This window comes from Brachybacterium sp. AOP29-B2-41 (genome assembly GCF_052378395.1).
Taxonomy (GTDB): domain Bacteria; phylum Actinomycetota; class Actinomycetes; order Actinomycetales; family Dermabacteraceae; genus Brachybacterium.
Genome location: NZ_JBQSXR010000002.1, coordinates 80,798 through 105,884, shown reverse-complemented (window position 1 = coordinate 105,884; position 25,087 = coordinate 80,798). Strand labels below are relative to the sequence as shown.

At 70.6% G+C, this 25,087-nt stretch carries 17 protein-coding genes; 10 read left to right on the top strand and 7 right to left on the bottom strand.

The window, feature by feature from the left end:
• Positions 1–12: 12 nt before the first annotated feature.
• The 3 genes from ACT3T9_RS02670 to ACT3T9_RS02660 all read right to left on the bottom strand — a co-directional run bounded on the left by ACT3T9_RS02670 (position 13) and on the right by ACT3T9_RS02660 (position 3,197).
• Positions 13–930: a carbohydrate ABC transporter permease gene (locus tag ACT3T9_RS02670; RefSeq protein WP_444605912.1), complete on the bottom strand. Its 918-nt coding sequence runs from the start codon at positions 928–930 to the stop codon at positions 13–15.
• A complete protein-coding gene (locus tag ACT3T9_RS02665; protein WP_444605911.1) occupies positions 927–1,829 on the bottom strand; it encodes a carbohydrate ABC transporter permease in 903 nt (300 codons plus the stop codon). Before ACT3T9_RS02665 ends, ACT3T9_RS02670 begins: the two co-directional genes overlap by 4 nt.
• Before the next feature lie 78 nt (positions 1,830–1,907).
• Positions 1,908–3,197 carry an ABC transporter substrate-binding protein gene (locus ACT3T9_RS02660; RefSeq protein WP_444605910.1) on the bottom strand — a complete coding sequence of 430 codons (1,290 nt, stop codon included), beginning with the start codon at positions 3,195–3,197 and terminating at the stop codon, positions 1,908–1,910.
• Positions 3,198–3,382: 185 nt separating this feature from the next.
• Here ACT3T9_RS02660 and ACT3T9_RS02655 point away from each other — a divergent pair, with 185 nt between their 5' ends.
• The 4 genes from ACT3T9_RS02655 (at position 3,383) to ACT3T9_RS02640 (ending at position 9,624) form a co-directional block, all read left to right on the top strand.
• Positions 3,383–4,399: a LacI family DNA-binding transcriptional regulator gene (locus ACT3T9_RS02655; protein ID WP_444605909.1), complete on the top strand. Its 1,017-nt coding sequence runs from the start codon at positions 3,383–3,385 to the stop codon at positions 4,397–4,399.
• Positions 4,400–4,806: 407 nt separating this feature from the next.
• Entirely contained in the window at positions 4,807–7,896 is a 3,090-nt protein-coding gene (locus tag ACT3T9_RS02650; protein ID WP_444605908.1) for a glycoside hydrolase family 2 TIM barrel-domain containing protein, read from the top strand.
• 118 nt (positions 7,897–8,014) lie between these two features.
• Complete coding sequence (locus ACT3T9_RS02645; protein ID WP_444605907.1) at positions 8,015–8,743, top strand: hypothetical protein; 729 nt, start codon at positions 8,015–8,017, stop codon at positions 8,741–8,743.
• 167 nt (positions 8,744–8,910) lie between these two features.
• Complete coding sequence (locus tag ACT3T9_RS02640) at positions 8,911–9,624, top strand: hypothetical protein (RefSeq protein WP_444605906.1); 714 nt, start codon at positions 8,911–8,913, stop codon at positions 9,622–9,624.
• A 139-nt stretch (positions 9,625–9,763) separates the two neighbouring features.
• On the opposite strand, the gene ACT3T9_RS02635 is transcribed toward ACT3T9_RS02640, so the two are convergent.
• On the bottom strand, positions 9,764–11,518 hold the full coding sequence (locus ACT3T9_RS02635; protein ID WP_444599373.1) for a PQQ-binding-like beta-propeller repeat protein: 1,755 nt from the start codon (positions 11,516–11,518) through the stop codon (positions 9,764–9,766).
• Positions 11,519–11,525: 7 nt separating this feature from the next.
• On the bottom strand, positions 11,526–12,836 hold the full coding sequence (gene tgt, locus ACT3T9_RS02630) for a tRNA guanosine(34) transglycosylase Tgt (protein WP_442331786.1): 1,311 nt from the start codon (positions 12,834–12,836) through the stop codon (positions 11,526–11,528).
• Positions 12,837–13,025: 189 nt separating this feature from the next.
• Between tgt and ACT3T9_RS02625 the strand changes: the two genes are divergently transcribed.
• The 5 genes from ACT3T9_RS02625 to ACT3T9_RS02605 all read left to right on the top strand — a co-directional run bounded on the left by ACT3T9_RS02625 (position 13,026) and on the right by ACT3T9_RS02605 (position 22,353).
• Entirely contained in the window at positions 13,026–14,027 is a 1,002-nt protein-coding gene (locus ACT3T9_RS02625) for a hypothetical protein (protein ID WP_442331771.1), read from the top strand.
• Between the two features lie 106 nt (positions 14,028–14,133).
• The gene (locus ACT3T9_RS02620) at positions 14,134–16,689 is read left to right on the top strand and encodes an acyltransferase family protein (RefSeq protein WP_444605905.1); all 2,556 of its coding nucleotides are present in this window, start codon (positions 14,134–14,136) and stop codon (positions 16,687–16,689) included.
• A 146-nt stretch (positions 16,690–16,835) separates the two neighbouring features.
• A complete protein-coding gene (locus tag ACT3T9_RS02615; RefSeq protein WP_442332801.1) occupies positions 16,836–18,851 on the top strand; it encodes a DUF6541 family protein in 2,016 nt (671 codons plus the stop codon).
• The gene (locus ACT3T9_RS02610; RefSeq protein WP_442332802.1) at positions 18,848–20,167 is read left to right on the top strand and encodes a M18 family aminopeptidase; all 1,320 of its coding nucleotides are present in this window, start codon (positions 18,848–18,850) and stop codon (positions 20,165–20,167) included. Before ACT3T9_RS02615 ends, ACT3T9_RS02610 begins: the two co-directional genes overlap by 4 nt.
• A gap of 62 nt (positions 20,168–20,229) precedes the next feature.
• The gene (locus tag ACT3T9_RS02605; protein ID WP_444605904.1) at positions 20,230–22,353 is read left to right on the top strand and encodes an acyltransferase family protein; all 2,124 of its coding nucleotides are present in this window, start codon (positions 20,230–20,232) and stop codon (positions 22,351–22,353) included.
• 150 nt (positions 22,354–22,503) lie between these two features.
• Here ACT3T9_RS02605 and ACT3T9_RS02600 read toward each other — a convergent pair whose 3' ends face one another.
• Positions 22,504–22,785 (bottom strand): hypothetical protein, encoded by a 282-nt coding sequence (locus ACT3T9_RS02600; RefSeq protein WP_442332804.1) that lies wholly within the window; start codon positions 22,783–22,785, stop codon positions 22,504–22,506.
• Between the two features lie 112 nt (positions 22,786–22,897).
• Between ACT3T9_RS02600 and ACT3T9_RS02595 the strand changes: the two genes are divergently transcribed.
• The gene (locus tag ACT3T9_RS02595) at positions 22,898–23,335 is read left to right on the top strand and encodes a hypothetical protein (RefSeq protein ID WP_444605903.1); all 438 of its coding nucleotides are present in this window, start codon (positions 22,898–22,900) and stop codon (positions 23,333–23,335) included.
• A 69-nt stretch (positions 23,336–23,404) separates the two neighbouring features.
• Here ACT3T9_RS02595 and ACT3T9_RS02590 read toward each other — a convergent pair whose 3' ends face one another.
• Positions 23,405–24,961, bottom strand: coding sequence for a glutamyl-tRNA reductase (locus ACT3T9_RS02590; RefSeq protein ID WP_444605902.1), 1,557 nt, complete (start codon positions 24,959–24,961; stop codon positions 23,405–23,407).
• Positions 24,962–25,087: the final 126 nt, after the last annotated feature.

Genomic DNA, 25,087 nt, shown 5'->3' with positions numbered 1-25,087 from the left:
CATGAGGGCGGCTCAGCCCTTCACGGAGCCGGACATCAGCCCGGCGAGGAAGTAGCGCGACAGCAGGATGTAGACCAGCAGGGTGGGCAGGGAGGCCAGCAGCGCGCCGGCCATCGAGACGCCGTAGTTGGTCAGCAGCGCCCCGTTGGCGAGGTTGTTCAGCGCGAGGGTGACCGGACCGTTGGCCGCGCTCGAGAAGAAGACCGCGAACAGGAAGTCGTTCCAAGCGTTGGTGAACTGCCAGATCAGCACCACGGCGAAGCCGGGCACGGCGATCGGCAGCGCCACGGACCAGAAGGTGCGCAGCATGCCGGCGCCGTCGACCCGCGAGGCCTCCATGAGCTCCTCGGGCACGGTCTCGAAGTAGTTGCGGAAGATCAGGGTGCAGATGGGGATGCCGAACACCACGTGGAGCACGATCAGCGAGGGGATCCCGTTGGGGACCTGCACGGCGAGCATCAGCTCGAGCAGCGGGATCATCACCGCCTGGTAGGGCAGGAACATGCCGAACAGGATCAGGGTGAAGACGATGTCCGCCCCGGGGAACCGCCAGCGGGAGAGCACGAAGCCGTTCAGGCAGCCCAGGACCGCGGAGATGATCGTGGAGGGGACCACCATCGCCACCGACCGCCCGATCGCCGGGGCGAGCTGGTCCCAGGCCGCTTTCCAGTTGTCCAGGGTCCAGCCGGCGGGCAGCAGCCAAGCGCGGGACGGGGTCGCATCGCCCACGCCCTTGAAGCTGGTGATGAACAGGACGTACACCGGGATCATCACGAACAGGAGCCCGATCAGCAGCAGCAGATAGCGCAGGGTGCGGGCGAGGGTGTACTTCTGACGCCGACGGCGTCCCCCCGCGGTGGGGGTGGCGTCAGTCGTCGCACCGGGCCCGGGAGCACCGGAGGGGGTGGAGAGGTGCGCGGCGGCGGTCATCGACGGGACTCCCGGTACTGGTTGATCAGGTAGGGCACGATCAGCACGGCCACCACCGCGAGCAGGATCGTTCCCACAGCGGCGGAGTTGGCGTAGTCGTAGCTGGACTTGAACAGGAACATGTCCACGGCCGGCACCTTGGTCTGGTAGTTCGCCGGCTTGGAGATGGACATGATCAGGTCGAAGGACTTCAGGGACATGTGCGCGATGATCACCAGGGCGCTCATCACGACCGGGGTCAGCTGCGGGAAGATCACGAGCCGGTACATCTGCAGCTCGGTCGCCCCGTCCATCCGCGCGGCTTCCCGGAGCTCATCGGGGACGCCGCGGAAGCCCGCCAGGAACAGCGCCATCACATACCCGGAGAGCTGCCAGATGGCCGGCAGGGCGATCGCGAGGATGCCGAAGGTGATGTTGTTCCACCAGGGGTTCTGCAGAAAGTCCAGGCCCACCATCTGGAAGAGACGGTTCAGGCCGGAGGCTTTGTCCCCCTGGTTCGAGTTCAGCAGCCAGCGCCACACCACACCCGAGGCGACGAAGGAGATCGCCATCGGGAAGAGGTAGACGGTCTGGAAGAAGCGTCCGCCGGGCAGCGGTCGCTCCAGCAGCCAGGCCCAGAGGAAGCCCATCACCATCGCGCCGATCAGGAAGGCGGCGGTGAACAGCAGCAGGTTCGCCATGGAGTGGCGGAACGCCTCGGTGGCGAACAGCTCGATGTAGTTCTCCAGGCCCACGAAGCTGATCGGCTTGCGGCCGTTGGCCTGTGCGGCGGAGTGGTTGTCCGTCATGGACATCCACAGGTTCTGGCCCATCAGGCCGTAGATGAACACGCCGATGAGGAGCAGCGACGGGGAGATGAGAAGGAGGGGCGGGCCGAATCGGCGCAGCTTTCCAGACACGAAGACCTCTGCAGAGGAAGAGACGGGGAGCACCGCCGGGACCGCGGGTGAGCGCGGGACCGGCGGTGCGGGGAGAGATCAGGCCTGGTTCTCGGTGGCGATATCCGCCAGGGCCTGCTGGTAGGCAGCCAGATCCGTGGCGCCGGCCGTGAACTGGCTGGTCGCATCCGAGATGGCGTTCAGCCAGCCGACGGAGGTGGCCGCGCCGTGGGCGATGGACGAGCAGATCTCGTCCTCCGCGAAGGAGGTCAGAGCAGTCTGCTGGTACTCCGGGAACTCGGCGGTGTCCACGTCGGTGCGGGCCGGGATCGAGCCCTTGGCGAGGTTGAAGGCCAGCTGCCCGTCGGGCGAGGAGATGGTGTCCAGCCAGGCCCGGGTGCCCTCCGGGTTCGGTGCGCCCTCGGGAAGCGTGAACGAGTCGGCGAGGAAGCCGAAGACCTTGTCGGCTCCCGGCAGCTCGAAGTAGACATAGCCGTCCTGCGGGGCGAGGCCTGCCTCGTCGAAGGCGGCGACCGCCCAGTCACCCATCACGTTGTAGGCGGCGGTTCCGTCGATCAGCTGCTGGGTGGCGTCGGGCCAGTCCAGACCATCACGGTCGGTGTTGGTGTGGCTCATCATCGTCTCGAAGTGCTCGAGCGCGGTGGTGACCTCTGCGGAGTCCCAGCCGGTGGAGCCGTCGAACAGGCCGTTGTAGGCGGCGGCACCCAGATCGGCCATGAGGATCGCTTCGAGCAGGTTCACCTGGGTCCAGGCCGCGCCGACAGACAGCGGGGTCACGCCAGCGGCGGCGAGGGTGTCCAGCTGCGCGAGGAACTCGTCCATCGAGGCCGGCGGCGTGGCGGGATCGATCCCGGCCTCGGTGAGCGCGGCGGTGGATCCCCACACCACGTTCGAGCGGTGGATGTTCGAGGGCACCGAGTAGATCGCACCATCGGCGGTGAGGCGTTCGAGGAGGGATTCCGGGAAGGCTTCGCGCAGTCCCAGCTCGTCGTAGACATCAGAGATGTCGACGATCTGGCCGGCGTCGATGTAGTCGTTGAGCTCGGCGCCGGCATGGGCCTGGAAGGTGTCCGGCGGATCGCCGGCCTGCAGGCGGGACTGCAGCATGTCCTTGGCCGCGGAGCCCGCGCCGCCGGCGACCGCACCGTTGATGAACTCGATGTCGGGATACTGCTCGGCGAACACCTCCACGAGGGCGTCGAGTCCGGCCTTCTCCGAGCCGGCCGCCCACCAGGTGAACACCTCGACGGACTTTCCGTCGCCGTCACCGCCGCCCGAACTGTCGGATCCGTCGGATCCACCGCAGGCGGCGAGGCCGACGGCGGCGAGCGTGCCGCCCGTGAGGTAGAGGAAGTTTCTGCGTCGCATGGGTTCTCCTTTGAACATTCCCTGACTGCGCGCTCTGAGCAGGAGTTTCAGCCTCCGGAGCGAGCGTCGCTGCATCGGACAGTACTCCAGTCAGCCAGCGGATCCGGAGCGCATGGCTAACATATTGACAACGATGTCGGACTGGCACCTGCCTGCCAGCCGATACCGCAGGACAAAGAGGCAGCATGCCGCACGCACAGCCGAGCCGGGACCTCCCCACTCTGCGCCAGGTGGCCGAGGCTGCCGGAGTGAGCATCAAGACCGCCTCGCGAGCGCTGAACGACGAGATCCACGTCGCCCCGCGCACCTCGCAGCGGGTGAAGGATGCCGCCGCCGCACTGGGCTATCGCCGGAATCTGCTGGCGCGGGATCTGCGCTCCCGCAGCTCCTCGAACGTGGTGGGCATGGTGATCGCCGATGCCGCCAACCCGTTCTACTCAGGGATCGCCCTGGCCGCCGCCAAGCTCCTCTCCGAACGGGGACTGCTGCTGTTCCTGGGCTTCAGCGACGAGGACGCCGAGATGGAGTCCCGCATCATCGACGGCTTCCTCGAGCGGCGCGTCGCCGGGCTGCTCGTCATCTCCTCCCGCCGCTCTCACCCCCAGCTGTCCGGCGTGTCATCGCAGGAGCTCCCGATGGTCTTCCTCGACCGCCCTGCCCGGGATCTCGAGGTCGACGAGGTGCTCTTCGACAACATCGGCGGAGCGCGTGCCGGGATCGATCACCTCCTCGCCCAGGGGCACCGTCGCATCGGAGTGATCGGCGATTCGGGGGCGCTGCCCACGCACCGAGAGCGGATCTCCGGGGTGCGTCGCGCCTTCTCCGAAGCCGATGTGGCCATCGATGAGGACCTGTTCATCACCGATGCCACGGATGCCGACGGGGCGGAGGCGGCCCTGCGCACGCTGCTCGCCCTGCCCTCCCCTCCCACTGCGGTGTTCACCACGAACAACCGGATGGCCGTCGGCGCGCTCCGTGCCAGTGCGGACGTGGCGGCGACTTTCTCCCTGCTCACCTTCGACGATCTGGAGTTCGCCGACGCCCTCGGAGTCAGCGTCGTCTCGAACTCCCCGCAGGACATGGGTGAGCGCGGCGCGCGGATGCTGCTGGAGCGGATCGACGGCCACACCGGACCGAGACGCCGAGTACGACTGTCCACCGAGCTGAAGGTGCATCGCTCCACTGCGGTCCCTCTGCGGTGACGTCCTGCCTGGGTACTCGACGCGCACCGACTCATCTGTCCCGTTCAGCCCGCCCGTCCCGTTCAGCCCACCCGTCCCGTTCAGCCCGCCCGTCCCGTTCAGCCCACCCGTCCCGTTCAGCCCACTCAGCCCACCAGAACCTTGTCTGTGGTGAGGTTTGAACGGCCATAGGCCGTTCAAAGCTCGCAGGAGACAGAGTTCTGGTGGGGGCGTCCTCCGGGAGCGGGGAGATCCGGTGCGGAGCTCCCCGGGGGCGGTGAGATCCGGTGCGGAGCCCCCCGGGGGCGGTGAGACCTGGGGCGGGGCTCCCCGGGGGCGGGAGGATCCGGATACACTGCCTCGTGAACGTTCACGAACCCGGTCCGCCACCCCTCTGGCCGGCCTCGAGACCAGGAGACGCCTCACCGATGAGCACCCCGCAGCCTTCCGCAGCCGGTCCCACCAGCCCCGACAGCGCCGTCCGCTCCGCCAGCCCCGTCCGCGCCGACAACTCCGCCTGCACTGACATCTGGTGGGAGGAGCTGCCGGCCGGCCGGAATCGGCTGCGCGGCCGCGCCCATCTGCACTCCGACGCTCCGGCGCTGAACCTCGATGGGACCTGGGATTTCCGCTACGGCACCCGCGCGGACGGCTCGGATCTCGGTGAGCCCACCGAGATCGAGGTGCCGGGCCTGTGGCAGCTGCAGGGCCACGGCGCCCCGCAGTACACCAACGTCATCTACCCGATCCCGCGGGAGATCCCGCATGTGCCGGACGAGAACCCCACGGGTCACTACTCCCGCACCCTCTCCGTCCCGGCGGACTGGGCCGAGCAGCTGGCCGCCGGCGCGCGGATCCTGCTGCGCTTCCAGGGCGTGGACTCCGCGGCGAAGGTCTGGATCGACGGCACGGAGATCGGCGTGACCGCCGGATCCCGCCTCACCCAGGAGTTCGATGTCACCGACGCCCTCTCCTCCCCCGCTGAGCAGGGCGATCACCGCGAGCATCGCCTGGAGGTCCGCGTGGTGCAGTGGTCGGTGAACACCTACGTCGAGGACCAGGACATGTGGTGGGCCTCCGGCATCTTCCGCAGCGTGGACCTGCTGCTCCGCCCCGTCGGCGGGATCCATGACCTGGTCACGGTCGCGGACTTCGATCCGGAGACCGGCCGGGGCACCCTGAGCGCGACCGCCTACGACGCGGACGGCCAGGAGGTCGTGGCGAGGATCGAGGTCCCCGCACTCAAGCACTCCGCCTCCACCGGCGTGGATCCCCTCAGCCTCGGGAAGGTGCGGCCCTGGTCTGCCGAGGATCCTCACCTCTACGACGCCACCGTGCGCACCGACACGGAGACCATCTCCCTGCGCGTCGGCTTCCGCCGGGTCGAGGTGGACGGGGAGATCTTCCGCGTCAACGGTGAGCGGATCGTCTTCCGCGGCGTGAACCGTCACGAGGCGGATCCGCTCGTCGGCCGCGCCCAGCAGCTGGAGAACCAGGATCTCGACGTGGCGCTCATGAAGCAGCACAACCTCAACGCCGTCCGCACCTCCCACTACCCGCCCCACCAGCGATTCCTCGAGGTGTGCGACGAGGCGGGGCTGTACGTGATCTGCGAGGGCGACTTCGAGACCCACGGCTTCCACGCCGATTCCACCTGGGGCGAGGACGGCACCGGCGCAGCCGAGGGCCCGGCCCAGAACCCGCTGTTCGAGGAGTCCCTCGTGGAGCGCTCGGAGCGGTTCGTGCGCCGCGACCGCAATCACGCCTCGATCATCATGTGGTCGATCGGCAATGAAGCGGCCAGCGGCCCGGTCACCGAGGCGATGGTCGCGGCGGTGCGGGAGACCGACGCGACCCGTCCGGTGATCTACGAGCAGGACTATGCCGCGGAGTACGTGGACGTGTTCTCGCTGATGTATTCCTCCATCGAGGAGTCCGAGCAGATCGGGCAGCGGGAGCTGTCCAGCAAGTACCAGGACAAGCTCACCTCGATGCTGCGGAGCTTCGCACTGGACGTCCCGGACGGCTATTTCGCGAATCCGCCAGCACTCACGAAGCCCTTCCTGTGGATCGAGTACGCCCACGCGATGGGCAACGGCGCGGGCTCGCTCAAGGAGTACATGGAGCTCACCGAGCGCTACCCGGCGCTGCATGGCGGCTTCATCTGGGAGTGGATCGATCACGGCCTGACGACCACCGACGCCGAAGGCAATGAGATCTACGGCTACGGCGGCGACTTCGGCGAGCGCCTGCACGATTCGAACTTCGTGGCCGACGGGCTGGTGCTGCCTGATCGCACTCCCTCCCCGGCCCTGCTCGATGCCAAGCACCACTACTCCCCCGTCGGCCTCGAGGTCTCCCCCGGGAACGTGCGGATCACCAACCGGTATGCCTTCTCGGATCTCTCCCCCCTGCGCGCCGAGGTGTCGCTGGATGCCCAGGCGAGCTGGCAGGAGCTCGAGCTGCCGCAGATCGCGCCCGGTGAGAGCACCGAGGTGCCGCTTCCGGAGCACGACGGGGCGAGCACCACGGTGCGGCTCAGCACGCGCGAGGCGCAGGGTCCGGTCCCGGCCGGGCACCTGATCGTCTCCGCGGATCACGTCGACACCGAACGGCTGCGCGGGGACGTCGAGCGCCTGCGCACTGCGACCAGCCCGTCGGCCGCCGCGAGTGTCTCCCCGCAGCGGCATGCGGACGGCTCCTGGTCTCTCGGGCCGGCCCGCTTCGATGATCTGGGGCGGCTGGTGGCGCTCGGCGCGCTGGAGATCGAGCACGCGGGGGTGGATCTGTACCGCGCGCCGGTGGACAACGAGCGTGCCCGCACCCGCGCCCCGCTCGAGGCCCGCTGGAAGCGGATCGGCCTCGATGTCGCACGGCGCCGCCTGGTCGACATCTCCGCGGACCCGGACGACGGCGAGACGCTGCGGGTGCGCAGCCGGATCGGGCTGGACGGCTCGGCGCTCGGGGCCGACGTCACCGAGCGCTGGCGCGGCGATGCGGACGGCCTCGACGTGGACGTGACGGTCTCGCCCTCGTCGTTCTGGCCGGGCGATCTGCCGCTGCCGCGCATCGGCTGGACCTTCGCCCTGCCCTCGGCCCCCGACCAGGTGGAATACGAGGGCTACGGCCCGCAGGAGTCCTATCCGGATACCGGCGGCGGCACCACCTTCGGCCGCTGGGCCTCCTCGGTCGAGGATCTGCAGGTGCCGTACGTGTTCCCGCAGGAGAACGGGAACCGGGCCGGGGTGGTCCGCGCAACGCTGAGCGGGGGCCCGCAGGGGCTCGAGCTGCACGCCCCGGACGGCCTCGGGCTGGCGGTGCGTCCCTGGTCCAGTGCCGAGCTCGATGCTCGGGCGCACGACGGGGCGCTGCGTCCCGACGGCCGCACCTGGGTGACGCTCTCCGCGTCGCTGCATGGCGTGGGATCGGCGGCCTGCGGTCCGGAGCCGCTGCCGCAGTACGTGCTCTCCGCCCGAGAGGAGAGCTTCCGGTTCCGCCTGGCCCCTGTGCCTGCCTGAGATCGCCACCACTCCGCAACCCCGCTGTCACCTGGCCACCGCCTCCCCACGGGGGCGGGCGATAGCCTGGGAGGGGCGTCGCCGTGACGTCGCGACGATGCAGCATCGAGGGAGACGCATGACTCAGGGGTATGGACCGGGCCACGGACAGCAGGGGCAGTGGGGGCAGGCCGGGCAGAATCCGCCGCCCGCACCGCAGCCTCAGCAGCAGCCGCAGTGGGGGGCTTCCGAGCAGGCCCCGCCCGCGCCGCCGCAGTGGGGACAGGCCTCGCCCACCGGAGCGCCCACCGGTGCGCCGGGCGCCTACCCGGGTGCGGGCTATCCCGGCGCAGCAGGAGCGCCGGGTGCCGCAGGTCCGGCAGGTTCGGCAGGTCCGGCGTCGACGGTCGCCAAGCTGATCCAGTGGATGTTCTACGCGACTCTCGCGGTGATCGCGGTGCGCCTGATCGGCAACGTGATCGTCTTCGCCGTCCAGTTCGCCGGCGGCGCCTCGGGCTCGGCTGGCCTCGAAGGTGCCGGTGGCCTCCTGGGCCTCCTGCTCCTGCTGGTGAACGGCCTGGTCACACTGGCTCTGCTGGTCCTCGCCGTGATGGTGATCGTCAAGGCCTCCGGCCGTGGCCGGACGGGCGCGATCATCATCATCGCCACCGTGATCCTCTCCGTGATCGCGTACTGGATCCTCAGAGTGATCCTCATCGCGGTCCTCGCCACGTCGACCGACATCTCCACAGTGGGCCTGATGTCCCTCGTGTATCTGGTCGCCGAGATCATCCGAGTGCTGATCGTCTTCGCCGTCCTGATCGTCGGCGCCCTGATGTCTCGTCGCTGGGCGAAGCAGAACGCCTGACCGCTCCAGCTCCACGCATGGCAGACGCCCCGGATCTCTGAGAGGTCCGGGGCGTCTCACGTGCGGCCACTCCGCGGTGCTCTGGCCGTCGCACCTGCCGATACGCTGGTGCGCACCACGAGAGGTCGCCGGCTGGCGATGCTCCGGCGCAGCGCAGGGAGAGACGCATGACTCAGGGATACGGACCGGAGTTCGGCCAGCAGGGCCAGCAGGGCCAGCAGGGCCAGTGGGGGCAGCAAGGACAGCAGCCGCAGTGGGAGCAGCAGCCGCAGTGGGGTCAGGCCTCACCCGCCCCGGTGCCGGGTGGCTACCCGGGCAGCGCAGGCCAGGGCGGCATGGGCACCGGTCCGCAGTTCGGGCCCGGTGACGGGGTCAACTGGCGCCGGGTGAAGCTGCTCGGCCTGATCCTGCTGATCGGGACGGCCCTGCTGCTGCTGATCCGCCTCGGCATCAACCTGGCCTCCTTCATCGGAGCGGATGAGGTCGCCGCCACCGATGCCGGTGGCGAGATGGGCGCGCTCGGAATCGGTGCGGGGCTCACCTCCCTCGTGCTGACCATTGCCAGTCACGCCGTGGGCCTCATCCTGTTCGTCCTGGCGATCATCGCTGCGGTGATGGGTCGCGGCAAGGCCCGGACCGGCGGGATCATGGTTGCCGTCGCGGTCCCGGCGTCCGTCGTCCTCTACTGGATCGTCACCGTGATCGTGGCAGTGGTCCTCCTCGCGTCCGGCATGGCCGACGCTGATACCGGCGAGCTCACGGGCAACGGCTACCGCATCGCGGCGGCGGTCGATGTGCTGCGCAACCTCCTCATCATCGCGATCATCGGGCTCGGTTCCTTCTTCGTCCACAGCACCGCGGCGAAGAAGCTCTCCGCCTGAGGGTCGATAGCTCGGCGGCGGTCACGTCGCTGCGGCGGGCGGGCTCCGGACTGGGCTCGGGTTCAGGGCCCGGGCTCGGGTTCACGAACCGTGTCCACGGACCGGGTCAACGGTCCGGGTTCACAGTCCGGGTCCGGGTTCAGGACCCGAACCGCAGGCTCTCCCCGTCCACGGTGACCAGCGCTCTGCCGCCGCCGACGGGGCGCACGGGGCCGACGTCCCCGTCGATGATCGCCTCGGCGGTGACCTCGCCGGTCTCCGTGTCGATCACTCGCAGCCGCTGCGCTCCGCGCGGGTCCAGCGGTGACGTGCGCGCCACCGGGTCCAGCACCACCGCGGTGCCCGCCGAGAGACGTCCGCTCACCGTCGCGTCCGGGGAGCTGAGCGGCAGGGTCCAGATGTTCGCCCCGGTGGCGGTCTCATAGGCGACCAGCTGCCCGCTCGCGTTGGCGACGACCATCGCTCGCCCATCGATGCCGATCCGGGAGGTGAACGCCTCTGCCTGGGCCACACCCTCGGCCCCGGGAGCGGTCCACTCCGCTCGCTGCTCGGAGGCGACGATCTCTCCGGCGGTCTCGGTGCCCGCCTCGGTGCCGGTGGCCAGCACCCTCCCCTGGTCGATCCGCACCGACCAGTCACCAGCCGGGGACGGCGCCGACTCCCACAGCACCGTGCCGTCCTGGTGGGCGGTTGCGGTCAGCGCACCGTCCTCTCCGGAGCAGACGGCGAGCACCAGCGGCACCTCGCGCAGCGGGTCCTGCGGATGCGGCGACGGCCCGGTCGCGGAGATGCGGCAGTCCTCCTCGGGAGCCACCAGGATGCGGCCGACGGGGAACCCCGTGGCGGGGTCGAGCTGGACCCAGCCCTGGGCGGGATCGAAGCGCAGCGGCACCGCCGGGAGCACTCCCGTGGCGCGTGCAGCGTCCAGCAGACCAGGCTGTGCGTCGGGCCGGGCGGCCACCTCCACACCGAGCGGATCGACACCGCGGGTCTGTTCGGCGTCCAGGAGGGTCCACAGCGGAGCCGCGGGGTCGGTGAGGTCATAGCCGCTGAGCCGGCAAGTGCCCTCCGTGCAGTGGCGCAGCACGAGCAGGTCGCCGGCCAGAGCGAGCGGGGTGCCCTCGAAGGTCTGTGCGGGGAAGCCTCCGTCCGGAGCGGAGGCCGTGGGGTCCAGCAGGATCACCTCGGTGCCGGTCCCGGTGGCGCGGACCAGTCGGGTGCCGTCGGCGGAGAGGGCGAGCACGTCCTCGGGGAGCGCCTCAAGGCTGCGAGATCCGGTCCCGTCCAGCAGTTGGGCACCACCGTCCGCTCGGCGCACCAGCACGGGTGTGCCGGGCTCCGGCAGGGAATGCACGGTGTCGCCGTCAGCGACGGCCTCGGCGGTGACCAGGGCCTGTTCCGAGAGCGGATCCAGCCGGGTGGCAAGCACGGCCGGGACGGTCAGGGCGAGCATCAGGGCCGCTGCCACGCCACCGGCGAGCAGGACCCGCGAGCGGCGTCGGAGGCGGTTCCCGACCAGGGCGAGCAGCGCCGCGCCGACCCCCAGCCCGGCGAGGACGCCCGCCGCCAGGCGCAGCACGCCCAGCAGGAAGTGCTCCCCGAGCAGTGCACAGATCCCCGCGACGGCGAGCAGCAACACTGCAGCCCCGAGGGCTGTCGCTGTGTCGATCTCCGGGCGCTCGCCTGGCGCCGCGCCAGCTGTCCCCGTGGCGTCGTCTGCGCCCGGGCGCTCGCCTGGCGCCGCGTCAGCTGTCCCGGTGGCGCCGTCTGCCCCCGGGTCCTCGTCTGTCGCTGCGCCGTCTGTGGCCGTGGCACCGGCCGCCAGCGCGCCGGGCTCTTCGGGGTCGGGTACTTCGGGGTCAGGCTGCGGCGCCCAGGGCGACTGCTCGCTCATCGGCCGCTCACCGGGGTGAGCCGTAGTAGGCGCCGGTGGTCTCCTCCCGCAGGGCGTCGAAGTCACCGGTGCGCAGGGAGTCGCGGATCCGGTCCACCAGGCGCACCACGAAGCGTTCGTTGTGGATCGTGCACAGGGTCGAGGAGAGCATCTCCTTGGCCCGGAACAGGTGATGGACGTAGGCGGCGGTGTAGTGGGTGCAGGTGTAGCAGTCGCAGCCCTCGTCGATCGGGGCGAACTGGCGGCGATACTTCGCACCGGTGAGGTTCACCCGACCGGTGCGCGTGTAGACGGCGCTGTTGCGAGCCACCCGGGACGGGGAGACGCAGTCGAAGGTGTCGGCCCCCGCGGCGATCGCGACGAAGAGGTCATCGACCTCGCTGATGCCCAGCAGGTGGCGCGGCTTCGCCTCGGGAAGCTCATCGGTCACCCATCCCACGATCGTGCCCAGGTTCTCCTTCTCGAGCGCCCCGCCGATGCCGAAGCCGTCGAAGGACCAACCCTCCACGTCCATCGCTCCCAGATCGCGGGAGGCCTGGCGGCGCAGATCCTCGTACTGGGCGCCCTGGATCACGCCCCACAGCTGCTGGTAGGGGCGGTGGGTGCGCTCCGCGGTGAGGCGGGCGTGCTCGGCGAGGCAGCGGATCGCCCACAGCCGGGTGCGCTCGAGCGCCTGCTCCTGGTAGCCGCGGGAGTTCATCAGCGTTGTCAGCTCATCGAAGGCGAACATGATGTCGGCCCCCAGCCCGTGCTGGATCTGCATCGAGATCTCGGGGGTGAAGCGATGCTCATCGCCATTGATGAAGGAGCGGAAGGTGACCCCGTCGTCGTCGACGTGGGCGAGCCGCTCCTTGCCCTCGGCGACCGCGTCGTCCTCCCCTGAGGAGGTCCGGGCCTTCTCGCCGCCGGAGAACTCGCTCGAGAGGACCTTCTTGAAGCCGGCCCCGAGGCTCATCACCTGGAAGCCGCCGGAGTCGGTGTAGGTGGGGCCGGGCCAGTTCATGAAGGCGCCCAGGCCGCCGGCCTCGTCGACCAGGTCGTGGCCGGGCTGGAGGTAGAGGTGATAGGCGTTCGCGAGCAGTGCCTGCGCTCCCAGGTCGCTCATCGACTCCGGCAGCACTGCTTTGACCGTGGCCTTGGTGCCCACCGGGATGAAGGCCGGGGTCTGGATCTGTCCGTGCGGGGTGGTGAGCACCCCGGCGCGCGCCTTCTCCCCGTGGCGGGCGATGATCTCGAATCCGCTGTCAGCGGGAAATGGCGCTGCGGGGATCGACGCTGCGGATATCGACGCGGCGGGGGTCGACGCGGTCGGATTCAGCGCGGCAGGGATGGGCGCGGCAGTCGGATCGGCACTGGGAGAGGTCACCGCTCCATGATCCCACGACCCTTTACAGCTCCCGGCTCCCGACTCCGCGTCCCCGATCGGCCGCCCCCGCGCCACCATCGCTCTAGGATCGACCGCACCCCGCCTTCTCACTCCAGGCCTTCTCACTCCAGGACATCTGTGATGACCCAGCCCGCTTCCGTGCCGTCCACTCCCACCCCAGGTGCCCCGCCCGTCGGGGTCCGCACTGGCGGGCGTGCCGAGGCGCCGCTGCGCCAACCCGCCCTCGCTGTCACAGTGCTGGCCGGGGCAGTGATCCTCACCGGTGTGATCGAGCTGCTGCTCCTGCCTCTGCAGGGCCCGTTCGAGGCCATGCAGTACGTGGTCCAGGGCTTCTACCTGGTCATGGTCCCGGTCAGCCTGGCTTTCAGCGCCTCGGTGCTGTGGCTCCTCGCCGCCTCCGGCAACGCCCGCGTTGACGAAAGGCGCCTCTCGCGTCAGCCACTGCTCATGCTGGGTCTGCTGGTGCTCTCGGCGCTGGTGTTTCCGGCGGGTCAGCTGCTGGCCCTGTTCCTGCGGATGCTCGGGGTGGGCGATGACACCGCCGTCGGATACGGCCTGCGCACTGCGATCGGCAACCTGTTCACCAGCGGCGGCACGATGCTGCTCACCGCCATCATCGGCATGCTCGCGCTGTTGCTGTTGAGGCGCCCGCACCGGGCGGAACAGACCCACCGAATCCCAGTGGGCCCTGTGCCGGTCGCCGTGGTGCTGCTGATCACGGCGCTGCTCCTCGCGGGGATCGTGCCTCTGCAGAACCTGGGCCCCCAGTGGGCAGCCCTCGACTGGGAGGTCCTGCAGGCTCTCCACTCGCTGCTCACCGTCGCGAAGGGGCTGCTGGCCGCGCTGCTCGTCCTCACGATGGGTCTGCTGCTCGCGCTCACCGCCGGACGGACGCGCAAGGTCCTCTGGGCAGGGTTCATCGCCTACTGGGTCACGCAGCTGCTCACCGTCGTGCTGATACGCGCCTTCGTATTCCAGATGCTGAGCGGGGCCGCGGCCGGCGGCGACTGGTTCACCCCCGTCGCCGGGATGGTCGATGTCCTCGGGACCCTGCTGCTGGCGGCGACGTCGGTGGTGGTGATCGTGCTGCTGGCACGGCGCTCGCAGATCCCCAGGAGCTGAGGCGCAAGAAAGCTGAGGCGTGATCACTTCCGGCCGTATCCACTAGGATCCACCGCAGCGCCGGGATCGGGAAACCGCCTGTCCGCGGCAGTGGTGGCCACCGGCCGTGCGGAAGGGGATCGCGATCAGCTCGCCCAACGATCCGCCGCACCCTCGGCATGGTGGGCGCGGCACACCTGCGCACGACGCCGATGAGCAGGCACGGCAGCGTGATGCAGCCAGCGCCTGGGAGCAGCCCGCCCATCTCGAGGACGAGCCGGCCGCGGCGCCCCTCGAGGCCTGGACGCAGGATCCGAGCATCGAGCCGGACAGCGCACCAGCGCCACCTCCTGCACCGGAACACGCCGCATCCCTCCCCCGTTCGGACCTTTCGGCCTGGATCGCGGGTCCGCTGCCTTCGGCGACCTCGTCCCTCGGGGACTGGCTGCAGGGCCCGGCCGAGCTGCACGCCGAACGGGAGGCGGAGGACGCCTGGTCCACGAGCGACTCCGTCTCCGGGACCTGGCGGCCGCGCGGCGAGGCGAGCCGCTCCCGCATCCCGCAGCCCTCCCCCGTCGGCCCTGCCGCAGAAGCCGGCACGGAGCCCTCGCCCACCGCTCCCTCTGCTCCCTCCGACTCCCGGCCCGCCTTCCGGCGCGAGCTGCACGGCCTGCGTGCGGTGGCGCTCGGGCTGGTCGCGGTCTACCACATCTGGCTCGGCCGGGTCTCGGGCGGAGTGGACGTCTTCCTGTTCCTCTCGGCCTTCTTCCTCACCGGCACCTTCTTGCGCCGGCTGGAGAACGGCCGCCCGCTCGGCGTGCCCCGCTACTGGCTGCACACCTTCAAACGGCTGCTGCCGCCCTCGGCAGTGACGATACTGCTGGTCCTCGCGGGGACGGCCGCCTTCCTGCCCGCCTCGATGTGGCAGACGATCATGCAGGAGGCGGTGGCCTCGGCGGCGTACGTGCAGAACCTCCTGCTGGTGCTGCTGCAGGTCGATTACCACGCCCGCGACGCCGGCGCCGCCTCTCCGCTGCAGCACTTCTGGTCCCTCAGCGTGCAGGGGCAGGCCTTCGTAGTCTGGCCGCTGCTGTTTTTGCTGGTGGCGCGGCGTGCTCGAGCCGGAAAGCCGGTGCGCCGCCCCCTGATCGCGATCATCGCGCTGATCGGGGCCGCCTCCCTGACCTGGTCCATCATCTCCACCCAGAGTCAGCAGCAGATCGCCTACTTCGACACCGCGGCCCGGCTGTGGGAGTTCGCCGCAGGATCCCTGCTGGCCCTCGCCCTGCCGGTGCTGGACCGGCTCACCGGGGCGCGGCGGCCGGAGGACGGCCTGGCACCTCGCCATCGGACCCTGCGCGCACTGACCGGCTGGCTGGGCGTCGCGGGACTGCTGGCCTGCGGTGTGCTGCTGGACGTCTCGACGATCTTCCCGGGCTGGATCGCGATCTGGCCGCTGGCCGCCGCGGGCGCGGTGGTCGTCGCCGGACATTCAGGCCGCCGCTGGGGAGTGGATGCGGTGCTGTCCACTCGTCCTGCCGCCTTCATCGGCGACATCTCCTACGCGCTGTACCTCGTGCACTGGCCCATCCTGGTGATCTGGCTGCACCACAGCGGGCAGGAGCGCGCCGGGCTCCTGGACGGCCTGGTGGTGCTGACCGGCTCCATGCTGCTGGCCTGGCTGGTGACCCGGGCGGTGGACGCACCGGTGCGTCGTTCCCGCTGGCTCGAGGCGAAGCCCTGGCGGGCGCTGACCGCGATCGCCCTGAGCTTCGCGCTGGTCGCCGGCGCGGCCGGCGGTTGGTGGATGTTCCTGCACCGCGACCAGCCCCAGACGCCGGTGGCCGAGGGGCCGAGCCTCGCGACCGACGAGGTCGCCACCGTGGCCCCGCCGGATGTGCAGCCCTACGGCTGGCAGCTCGGGAATCAGTGGCCCGACCTGCCGGAGCGCTGCGGCGGTCCCTGGGCGCCCGAGCGCGGTTTCCGCCATGTGAACTGCCAGCAGCTGCTGCCGGGGGATGCGGAGGCGACGGAGACCATCGTGGTGGTGGGCAGCTCGCACTCCCGCCAGTTCATCCCCGCCGTGCTGCCCCTCGCCCAGGCCCGCGGTGCCCAGGTCGTGAACCTGACGATGGACGGCTGCTCCTATCTCGCCGGGACCGAGCGGTGGACCTACTGCGAGGGCTACGACGAGTACGTGCTGGAGTACCTCGATGCGGTGAACCCCGAGACGGTCATGACCACGGTTACCGAGGCCGCCCCCGATGCCCCGTCCGAATCCCTCCCCGAGGGCACCGACGGGGCGCTCCAGATGATCCTGGACCGCGGCATCGAGGTGATCGCCGTCCGCGACACCCCGCGCTGGGAGCAGGATCAGTACCAGTGCGCGGAGGCGGTGATCGATCGCGGCGACACCCCGGCCGATGCCGATGCCGCCTGCGGCGCCGATGTCGAGGACAAGCTCGCTCCGGAGAGCCCTGCCGCTCCGCTCGCAGCGCTCAGCGGCCCGGACGCGTCCGTGACCCTGCTCGATCTCTCACCGCTGATCTGCCCTGACGGCCGCTGCGCGCCGGTGCTCGGAGACACCTTCGTGTACATGGATGACAACCATCTGACCAGGCTCTTCGTCGAACAGACGCTTGCTCCCGCCGTGACACGTGAACTCGAGGCCGCAGCGGTCTGAGCCGGGCGCGAGCCAGATCGGGACCGGCAACGGACCGTCGTGGGCCGTCGTGGGCCGTCCCGGACGTCGACGGCAGGTGCGCGGACTAGCATGTGCCCGACCCCGGGGCGCTCGTACCCGCTCGAGAAGGAAGCAGGTGCACCCCGGTGGACGTCCTGAAGATCCTCGCGACTCTGGGAGCGGCGCTGCTGGTGCTCGGCGCTCCCGGTCTGCCGACGGTGCTGGCGCTGCGCCTGCGGCCGCTGACCGCGGTCGCCGCAGCGATCCCGGTCTCGCTGCTGATGGTCACCGTCGCCGCGGAGGCCGGGCATGTGCTCGGGATCCCCTGGATGGTCCTCTCCCCGCTCGTGCTCGGGCTGCTGGTGGGCGGTGCGCTGTGGCCGCTGGGACGCCGTCAGGCCCGCGCTGCGGCCTCGGAGCAGACGACCATCCCCGCAGAGGACGGGTCGCCCCCGCTCCCCGCGGGCGGCTTCCTGGCGACTCGGCGCGGGAGCACGGCCGCGGTCCTCGCCGGTCTGGTGATCGGAGGCGGCATCCTGCTGGCGCGTGTGCTCCCGATGATGGGTGGGATACATTCCCTCAGCCAGACCTACGACAACGTCTTCCACCTCAACGCCGTACGCCACATCCTGCGCGCCGGGGATGGCTCCGCCTGGGTCGTCGGCGGGATGACCACGCTGCCCGGGAACGAGAAGTACTACCCGGCGATCTGGCACCAGGTGGTCAGCCTCGTCACGCAGGTCTCCGGTCAGGACATCATCCTCGCCTCCAATGTGGTGATGCTGCTGCTCGCCGTGGTGCTGTGGCCGGTGGGGCTCGTGACCCTGATGCGCACCTGCACCACCGCGGGACCCGTCGGCTGGATGGCCGCGGGCATCCTCGCCGGCGTCACTGGTGCCTTCCCGCTGACTCTCATGTATTGGGGCATCGTGCTGCCCTACTTCCTCTCCATGTCGATGATGCCGCTGGTGGTGATCCTGGTCAGCCACCTCGCGGGCCTCGTCCCGCGCAGCGGACAGCGTCTGACCGGCCTCCAACTCACGGTGCTGCTGCCCGTGGTCTGCGGCGCCGTCGCGCTCGCCCACCCGCAGGGGGTCTTCGTCGGCATGGTCCTGGGCCTGCCGATCCTGGTCTGGGGGACCCTCGCGCGAGCGCGCGAACGCTTCTCCCCGCGCCTGCCTGCAGGCCATCGACTCTGGCCGCTCGCGACACTCACGGTCGTGGCGCTCGCCAGCTCCGCCGCGGTGTGGATCCAGTTCCGGCCCTCGAGGGACTCGGCGGTCTGGAAGCCGAACGCCTCGCTGCAGGAAGCGCTCGGACAGGCGATCTCGCTGGCTCCCAACGCCACCCCCACCTTCCTCCCGCTGGGCCTGGTGATGCTGGGCTGCGCGGTCGCAGTGCTGCTGCTGTCCCGCTCCCGCTGGTTGCTGGCGCCCTGGCTGGTCGCCACGGCGATGTCCGTGCTCACCCGCAGCACCCCGGTGGGCGACCTCCGCTACCTCCTCTTCGGGAACTGGTACACGGACAACAACCGCGTCACAGCGATCATCGCGGTCGCCGCGATCCCGGTGCTCGCTCTGGGCATCGAGTCCCTCCAGCGCTGGGCCGGGCAGCACCTGCCGCGATTCGCCGGGCCGACCGGTCACGTCGCCGTCGCCGTCGCCGCGCTGCTCGTGCTGGCGCTCGGCATCCTCTCCCCCGGCTCCCGGGTCAACGAGGACTACTTCGAGATGGACTGGAGGAGCGGCGTGCTGCTCACCGACGACGAGCGAGAGCTGCTCGAGCTCCTGCCCGAGGTGGTCCCCGAGGACGCCGTGATCGCGACCAACGCCTGGAACGGCAGCTCGCTCGCCTACGCGATCTCGGACCGGCAGGTGCTCAACATCTATATGGGCTTCCAGGCGGAGCCCGAGGTGCACCTGCTCAACGCAGAGCTCGACGATGCACAGACCATCCCGGAGGTGTGCGACGCGGCGGAGGACCTGAACGTCGAGTACGCGCTGGACTTCGGCCCCCAGGAGATCCACAACCGCACCGCCACCTACACCGGCCTCAACGAGATCTCCGAGACCGGCGCCGCCGAGGTGGTGCTCCAGGTGGGCGATGCGAAACTGCTGCGCCTGCTCCCCTGCCGCGGCACCGATGGTTCAATGAACGGGTGACTCCCTTCTCCGCCGCCGCTCCCTCGCCCCGTGCCCGCGCCACCGCCCTCGATCTCGGGGCCTTCGTGACCGCTGCCCCGTCGAGCTTCCACGCCGCACGGGAGGCCGCCCGCCGCCTCGAGGCCACCGGCTTCACCGAGCTGGTGGAGACCCGCGCCTGGGATGCGGCGGACGTCGCCGGGGACCGCTATGTGCTGCGCGACGGCTCGCTCATCGCCTGGTCCGCCCCTGAGGGTGCGGAGGTCGCCAGCCCCTTCCGGATCGTCGGCTCCCACACGGACTCCCCCGCGCTGAAGCTCAAGCCGAACCCGCAGCTCGGTGCCGAGACCCTCGCTCAGGTGGGCGTCGAGATCTACGGCGGCCCGCTGCTGAACTCGTGGCTGGACCGTGAGCTGCGGATGGCCGGTCGGCTCGCGCTGGCCGACGGCAGCACCGTGCTGGTGGACACCCCGCGCCTGCTGCGCGTCCCGCAGCTCGCGGTGCACCTGGACCGGGCGGTGAACAAGGACGGCCTGCAGCTGGACCCGCAGCGTCATATGCAGCCGATCATCGGCTTCGCGCCGACCGACGTGATGGAGATCCTCGCCCACCATGCGGGCGTGGCCCGCCGGGACATCGTGGGCATGGACGTGGTCACGGTCGACGCGCAGGCGCCGGCGCTGTTCGGCGCCGAGGAGGAGTTCCTCGCCTCGGGCCGGCTGGACAACCTCAGCTCGGTGCACGCCGAGGTGGAGGCCCTGATCGCCGTCGCCAGGGGTGACCGTGCGGAGACCGCGACCGGTCCGGCACCGATCGCGCTGCTGGTGGCCAACGACCACGAGGAGGTGGGCTCCGCCACGCGCTCCGGCGCCGCCGGTCCCTTCCTCGAGGACGTGCTGGTGCGCGTGCACGCCGCGCTCGGCGGGGACGAGTCGAGCCGCCGCCAGGTGCTGGCGTCCTCGATGGTCCTCTCGGCCGATGCCGGACACGCCGCCCACCCGAACTACCCCGAGCGTCATGACCCGGTGACCCGGCCGCGACTGGGCGAGGGGCCGATGCTCAAGATCAACGCCCAGCAGCGGTATGCGACCGATGCGGTCGGAATCGCAGCTTTCGTTGCGGCCTGCGAGCGTGCTGGGGTGCCCCATCAGCATTTCGTCTCGAACAACGCGATGCCGTGCGGCTCGACCATCGGACCGATCACCGCGACCAGGCTCGGGATGACCACCATCGATGTGGGCATCACACTGCTGTCCATGCACTCCGCACGGGAGATGTGCGCGACCGCCGATCCGCTGCTGCTGCAGCAGGCCTGCGCCGCCTTCCTGCGCGGCTGACGGTCCCGCCCCCCGATGTCCTCGACCGCACCTGTGCACACCCCTGCGCCCGGCACCGCTCCGTGCCTGATGCCGGCTCAGTGCCCGGCACCGGCTCCGTGCCCGCCGCCGGGACCCATGCCGGTCGGTTCCGGCCCGAGCTGCACGGGCTGCGCGGGCTGGCGATCGGCTTGGTGGTGCTCTATCACGTCTTCTTCGACCGGGTATCCGGTGGGGTGGACGTCTTCCTGTTCATCTCGTCCTTCCTCCTGGTGGGCACCTTCGTGCGGAAGGTGGATCGCGGGGAGCCGATGAGACCGGCCGCCTACTGGGGTCGCACCTTCAAGCGACTCCTGCCGCCGACGGCGGTGGTGGCGCTCGCGACCCTCGGCGGCGTGTACCTGCTGCTGCCCCCGGATCGCTGGATGCCGGGCATCACCGATGCGATCGGCTCCCTGATGCATGTGGAGAACTGGGTGCTGATCCAGCGCGGGGTCGACTACTACGCCGCCGAGGACTCCGGTGCCTCCGCCTTCCAGCACTTCTGGTCGCTGTCCATCCAGGGTCAGGTCTTCCTGGTCTGGCCGGTGCTGATCGCGTTCGCGGTGCTGATCGCACGCTGGCGGGGGCTGTCCGCCCGCGGGGTGCTGACGGTGGTCTTCTCGCTGGTCCTGCTGGTGTCCTTCGCCTGGTCGGTGTACTCCACCCAGACCCAGCAGCAGGTCGCCTACTTCGACACCTTCACCCGGCTGTGGGAGTTCGCAGCCGGTTCCCTGCTGGGGCTGGGGCTGCCGTGGTGGGAGCAACGGGCGCGAGAGCGGCGCACGGCGCACGCCTCCCGGCATCGACTGCCCACACCCGCCCCGGTGCTGCCGCGGGTGGTGATGGGCTGGGTGGGCATCGTCGCGCTGGTCTCCTGCGGTCTGCTGATCGACGTGCAGGGCGCGTTCCCCGGGTGGATCGCCGCCTGGCCGCTGGCCGCCGCGGCGCTCGTGCTCTGCTCCGGGACCACCGGGCACCGGCTGAGCGTGGATGCGGTGCTGTCTACCCGGCCGGCGGTGGTGCTCGGCGACATCTCCTACGGCCTGTACCTGGTGCACTGGCCGCTGCTGGCCCTGTTCCTGGCCCGCACGGGGAAGGAGCGGGCGGGGCTGCTCGAGGGCGTGCTGCTGATCCTCGTCTCCCTGGTGCTGGCCTGGCTGCTCACCCGCGTGGTCGACACTCCGATCCGGCGCTGGCCCTGGGCTGCGGCGAAGGCCTGGCGCTCGGGGCTGGTCGCACTCACCTGCCTGGCGGTGGGCCTCGCCCCGATGCTCGCAGCCCAGCAGCACCTGCTGGGACAGCAGCGCGAGGCCGAGGCTCGCGCGGTGGCGGACAACCCAGGCGCCCGGGTGCTGGATCCCGAGTTCACCGTCCACCCCGATGCGGATCCCGACGCCGAGGCGCTGCCCACCGCGGCGCTGCTCGGCAAGGACTGGGTTGCTGGGGAGGAGCGCTGCACCGAGGAGCTCGCCCCGCAGGGCATCGAGACCACCCGCCTGACGAAGCTGTGCCGGATCGTCCCCGGGAAGGAGGGCGCCCCGGTCTTCGTCAGCGTGGGCAATTCCCGTCTCGAGCAGTTCAGCGCCTCGCTCATCGCCCTCGCGAAGAAGGAGGGATGGACGCTGGTCGCCCTGTGGAAGGGCGGTTGTGCGTACACTCCGGACGCGGAGCTCGGGATCGAGGCCTGCGACGGCTTCAGCGCTGAGGTGAAGTCCTATCTGGACCGGGTGACGCCGGACGCGGTCGCCCTGAACACCACCTTCATGGACCGTGACGGCACCGAGACGGTGATGCCGGGCATGGAGCGCACGCTCCCCGACCTCGCCGCCACCGGGACTCGCGTGATCGCGGTGCGGGACCTGCCGCGGATGCCCTTCGACCCGCCTCTCTGCACCCAGGAGAAGGGGTTCGAGGATCCGGACTGCGCCCCGCCGCTCGCCGAGCCGCTCCTGCAGGAGCGCCCCGATGCGCAGCTGCTCTCCGACCTGCCTGGCTCCGTGACCCCGCTCGAGGTCAACGACCTGGTCTGCCCCGAGGGGATCTGCACCCCGGTGATCGGCAACGTGGTGGTCTCGATCGACGACGACCACCTCACCGGCACCTATGCGGAGTCCATGCAGGGCGAGGTCGACGCCCGCCTGCGCGAGAACGGCTTCGACTGGTGAAGCAGGGCGCCTCGCGCTGAGCCGCCCTCGCTGAGCCGCACTCGCTCAGCCGCCCTCGCAGGCCCTGCCTCGCTGGGCCGCACACGCAGGCCCTGCCTCGCTGGGCGGCCCCCGCTGCGGCTCGCGCCAGGCGTGCCGCAGCCCGCGGGCTCAGTCCGTCGGAGCCTGCGCCTTCATCCCGATCGCACGGACCGCCTCGACCGCGGCCCGTGATCGGGTGACGGCCTCATGGTCGGGACCGTGGTGGCGCTGGGCGTCCTTGAGCAGCTCCTCGACCTGGTAGTACGCATCATCGAGATGGCCGGCCTCGGCCGTGGCCTCGGCGAGTTCGGCGCGCAGTTCGATCGCCTCCGGGGTGAGGGACTCCCCGTGCTCGAGCAGATCGAGCAGGCTGCGGGTGGCGTCGTGGACGCGCTGCTGCGGGGTGCTCATCGGGGTCTCCTGGGAACGTCGCGGTGGGAGTGGCGCCTGACCCTCGATTCTACGCCGGGACGGCCCGGTCCCGCGGCACCGCCGTCGTGCGGCGCAGTACGCTGAGCAGGCCATGGAGATCAATCCGTTCGAGTCGCGCCTGCGCATGCTGCAGCAGATGGACGGCGTCCAGATGCAGCGCGAGGCGGCCCCCGATGAGGAGACCGCCGGCTGCCCGGGGTGCCCGTACTTCTGGACCTGTCCGGTGCCTCATCGCGGCGAGGAGGTCCGAGCCCCTGCGGAGATCGATCTCGAGGACGTGCGAGAGGTGCTGGGTCCGCGCCGCGAGTACAGCCCTCGCGATGAGTCCGACATCGGCTGGACCGATGTCTGGGTCGACGAGGACGGCCTGCGACTCGAGCCGGAGGAGAGGCTCGACGCGCCTGAGCAGGCGCCCGCAGCGGCCCCCGTGGACGTACCCACAGAGGAACCCGCAGAGGAGTCCGCAGAGGAGTCCGGTGCCGTGTCCTCGCCCCGTGGCTGGCGTCGGATGTTCCGGCGCCGACGGTGACCAGTCGTTCGAGGGCGCTCACACACCCACTGCGATCACTGACCCGCAGCCTTCACGGCACCGCAGCGATCAGCCCTCGCCGCTGACCTCCTCCGAGCTCTCCGGGCCGTATCCCGCGGGGCACTGCCCGCCGCGCAGCGCCACCCGGGCGATGTCGGAGGCGGAGAGGCTGCTCACGGCGATGGCCGGGATCGGCTCTGCGGCGTTCTCGAGTGCTGCGGTGCGCGGCGGCACCGTCCGATCTGCGCGCATCCAGCCGGCGGGGGCGGGCTCGCCCAGGACCGTGCTCGCGCCGGTGGTCGCACCGGTGGCTGCGGCAGCGGACCCGCCGACGGCCCCGTCAGCGGTCCCACCGACAGTCGCTGCGTGGTCCTGACCGGCGGAGATGTCGATCCCGAAGATGGTGTGGAAGGCCTCGACGTAGGCATCTGCGTAGCCGGTCTCCGCGAGGTGGCGGGCACGTTCGGCGGGCTGGTGCATGACCTTGGAGAGGATCCGGCGCACGGACCGCTCGAGCTGGTCCGCAGTCTCGCCGGAGACGTCCCGGCGCAGCCGGTCGATCTCCCCGTCGGCCGCATCGAACACCTCGCGTCGCAGCGCGGCCATCGCGGGATCGATCCGGCGCACCTCCTGCTGGGTGCGGAAGGCCTCGACGTTCTCGGCGACGATGGTGCGGGCGGTGAGCAGCGCCGGGTCGGTCTGCGCATCGGTGTCGAGCCGGAGATCTGCGAGCCCGAGCACCGTGACCCCCTTGAGGTGGCCCACCAGCGGGTGCAGGTCGGAGTGGAGGGCGAGGTCGAGCACGACGGTGCGCCCGGCATTCAGGAACAGCTCGGGGAACAGGGAGGTGCCGCGGCCGGAGCAGGCCAGCACCAGATCGGCCTCGCGGATCGCGCGCTCGAGCTGCGTCTCGTCCACGGTCTCGACGCCGTGCCGTTCGGCGAAGCCGGCAGCACGTCCCGAGGGGGAGAACACGCGCACGTCCTGCACCCCGCGGCGCGCCAGCTCGGCGAGCCCCAGCCGGGCGTAGGCGCCGGTGCCGACGATCAGCACGCTGCGGCCGGTGAAGCCGCCCAGCTCGACGTCGGCCCGATCCACCGCGACCGCTGCGCCGCTGCGGCCCGCGGCACCCACCGGCGCCTCGGTGGCCACGGCCTTCGCACAGCGGAAGCCGTGCTGGAAGAGGTCATGGAGCATCGAGGTGGTACGGCCTTCGCGGCGGGCAGCTTCGTAGGACTGCCGCACCTGTCCGCCGATCTCCGCTTCGCCGAGCACCAGGGAGCGCAGCCCGGAGGTGACCTCGTAGAGGTGCTGGGGGACGGGGGTGTCCATCGCCGCGTCGAAGCAGAGGGAGACCACCTCGCGGTCCATCCCGCTGGTGCGGGCCACCGCGTCGAGGACCAGGTCCACGCCCTCGTGGAAGCGGTCGGTGTCGAGGTAGACCTCGAGCCGGTTGCAGGTGCTGACCACCACTTCGCCCGCGACCACCGGGGGCTCGCCGGTGACGGCGGCGCGCTCGCGCTGGAGCTCCTGGATCACGGCCGGGAGGGCGTCCGCGCCACGGGTCAGGGCATCGAGCACCCCGAGGTCGAGGTGCTCGTGGGAAGCGCGGAGGGCAGCGAGCATGATCGCCAGTCTAGGCATCTTCGGGGCGATGTTCCGATCCCTGGGAACTCCGTCATCGAACCTGTGCACAATGGTGTCGCCATGAACAAGAACCCTACGTCAGAGCACCTTTTTGGCGACAGCGCG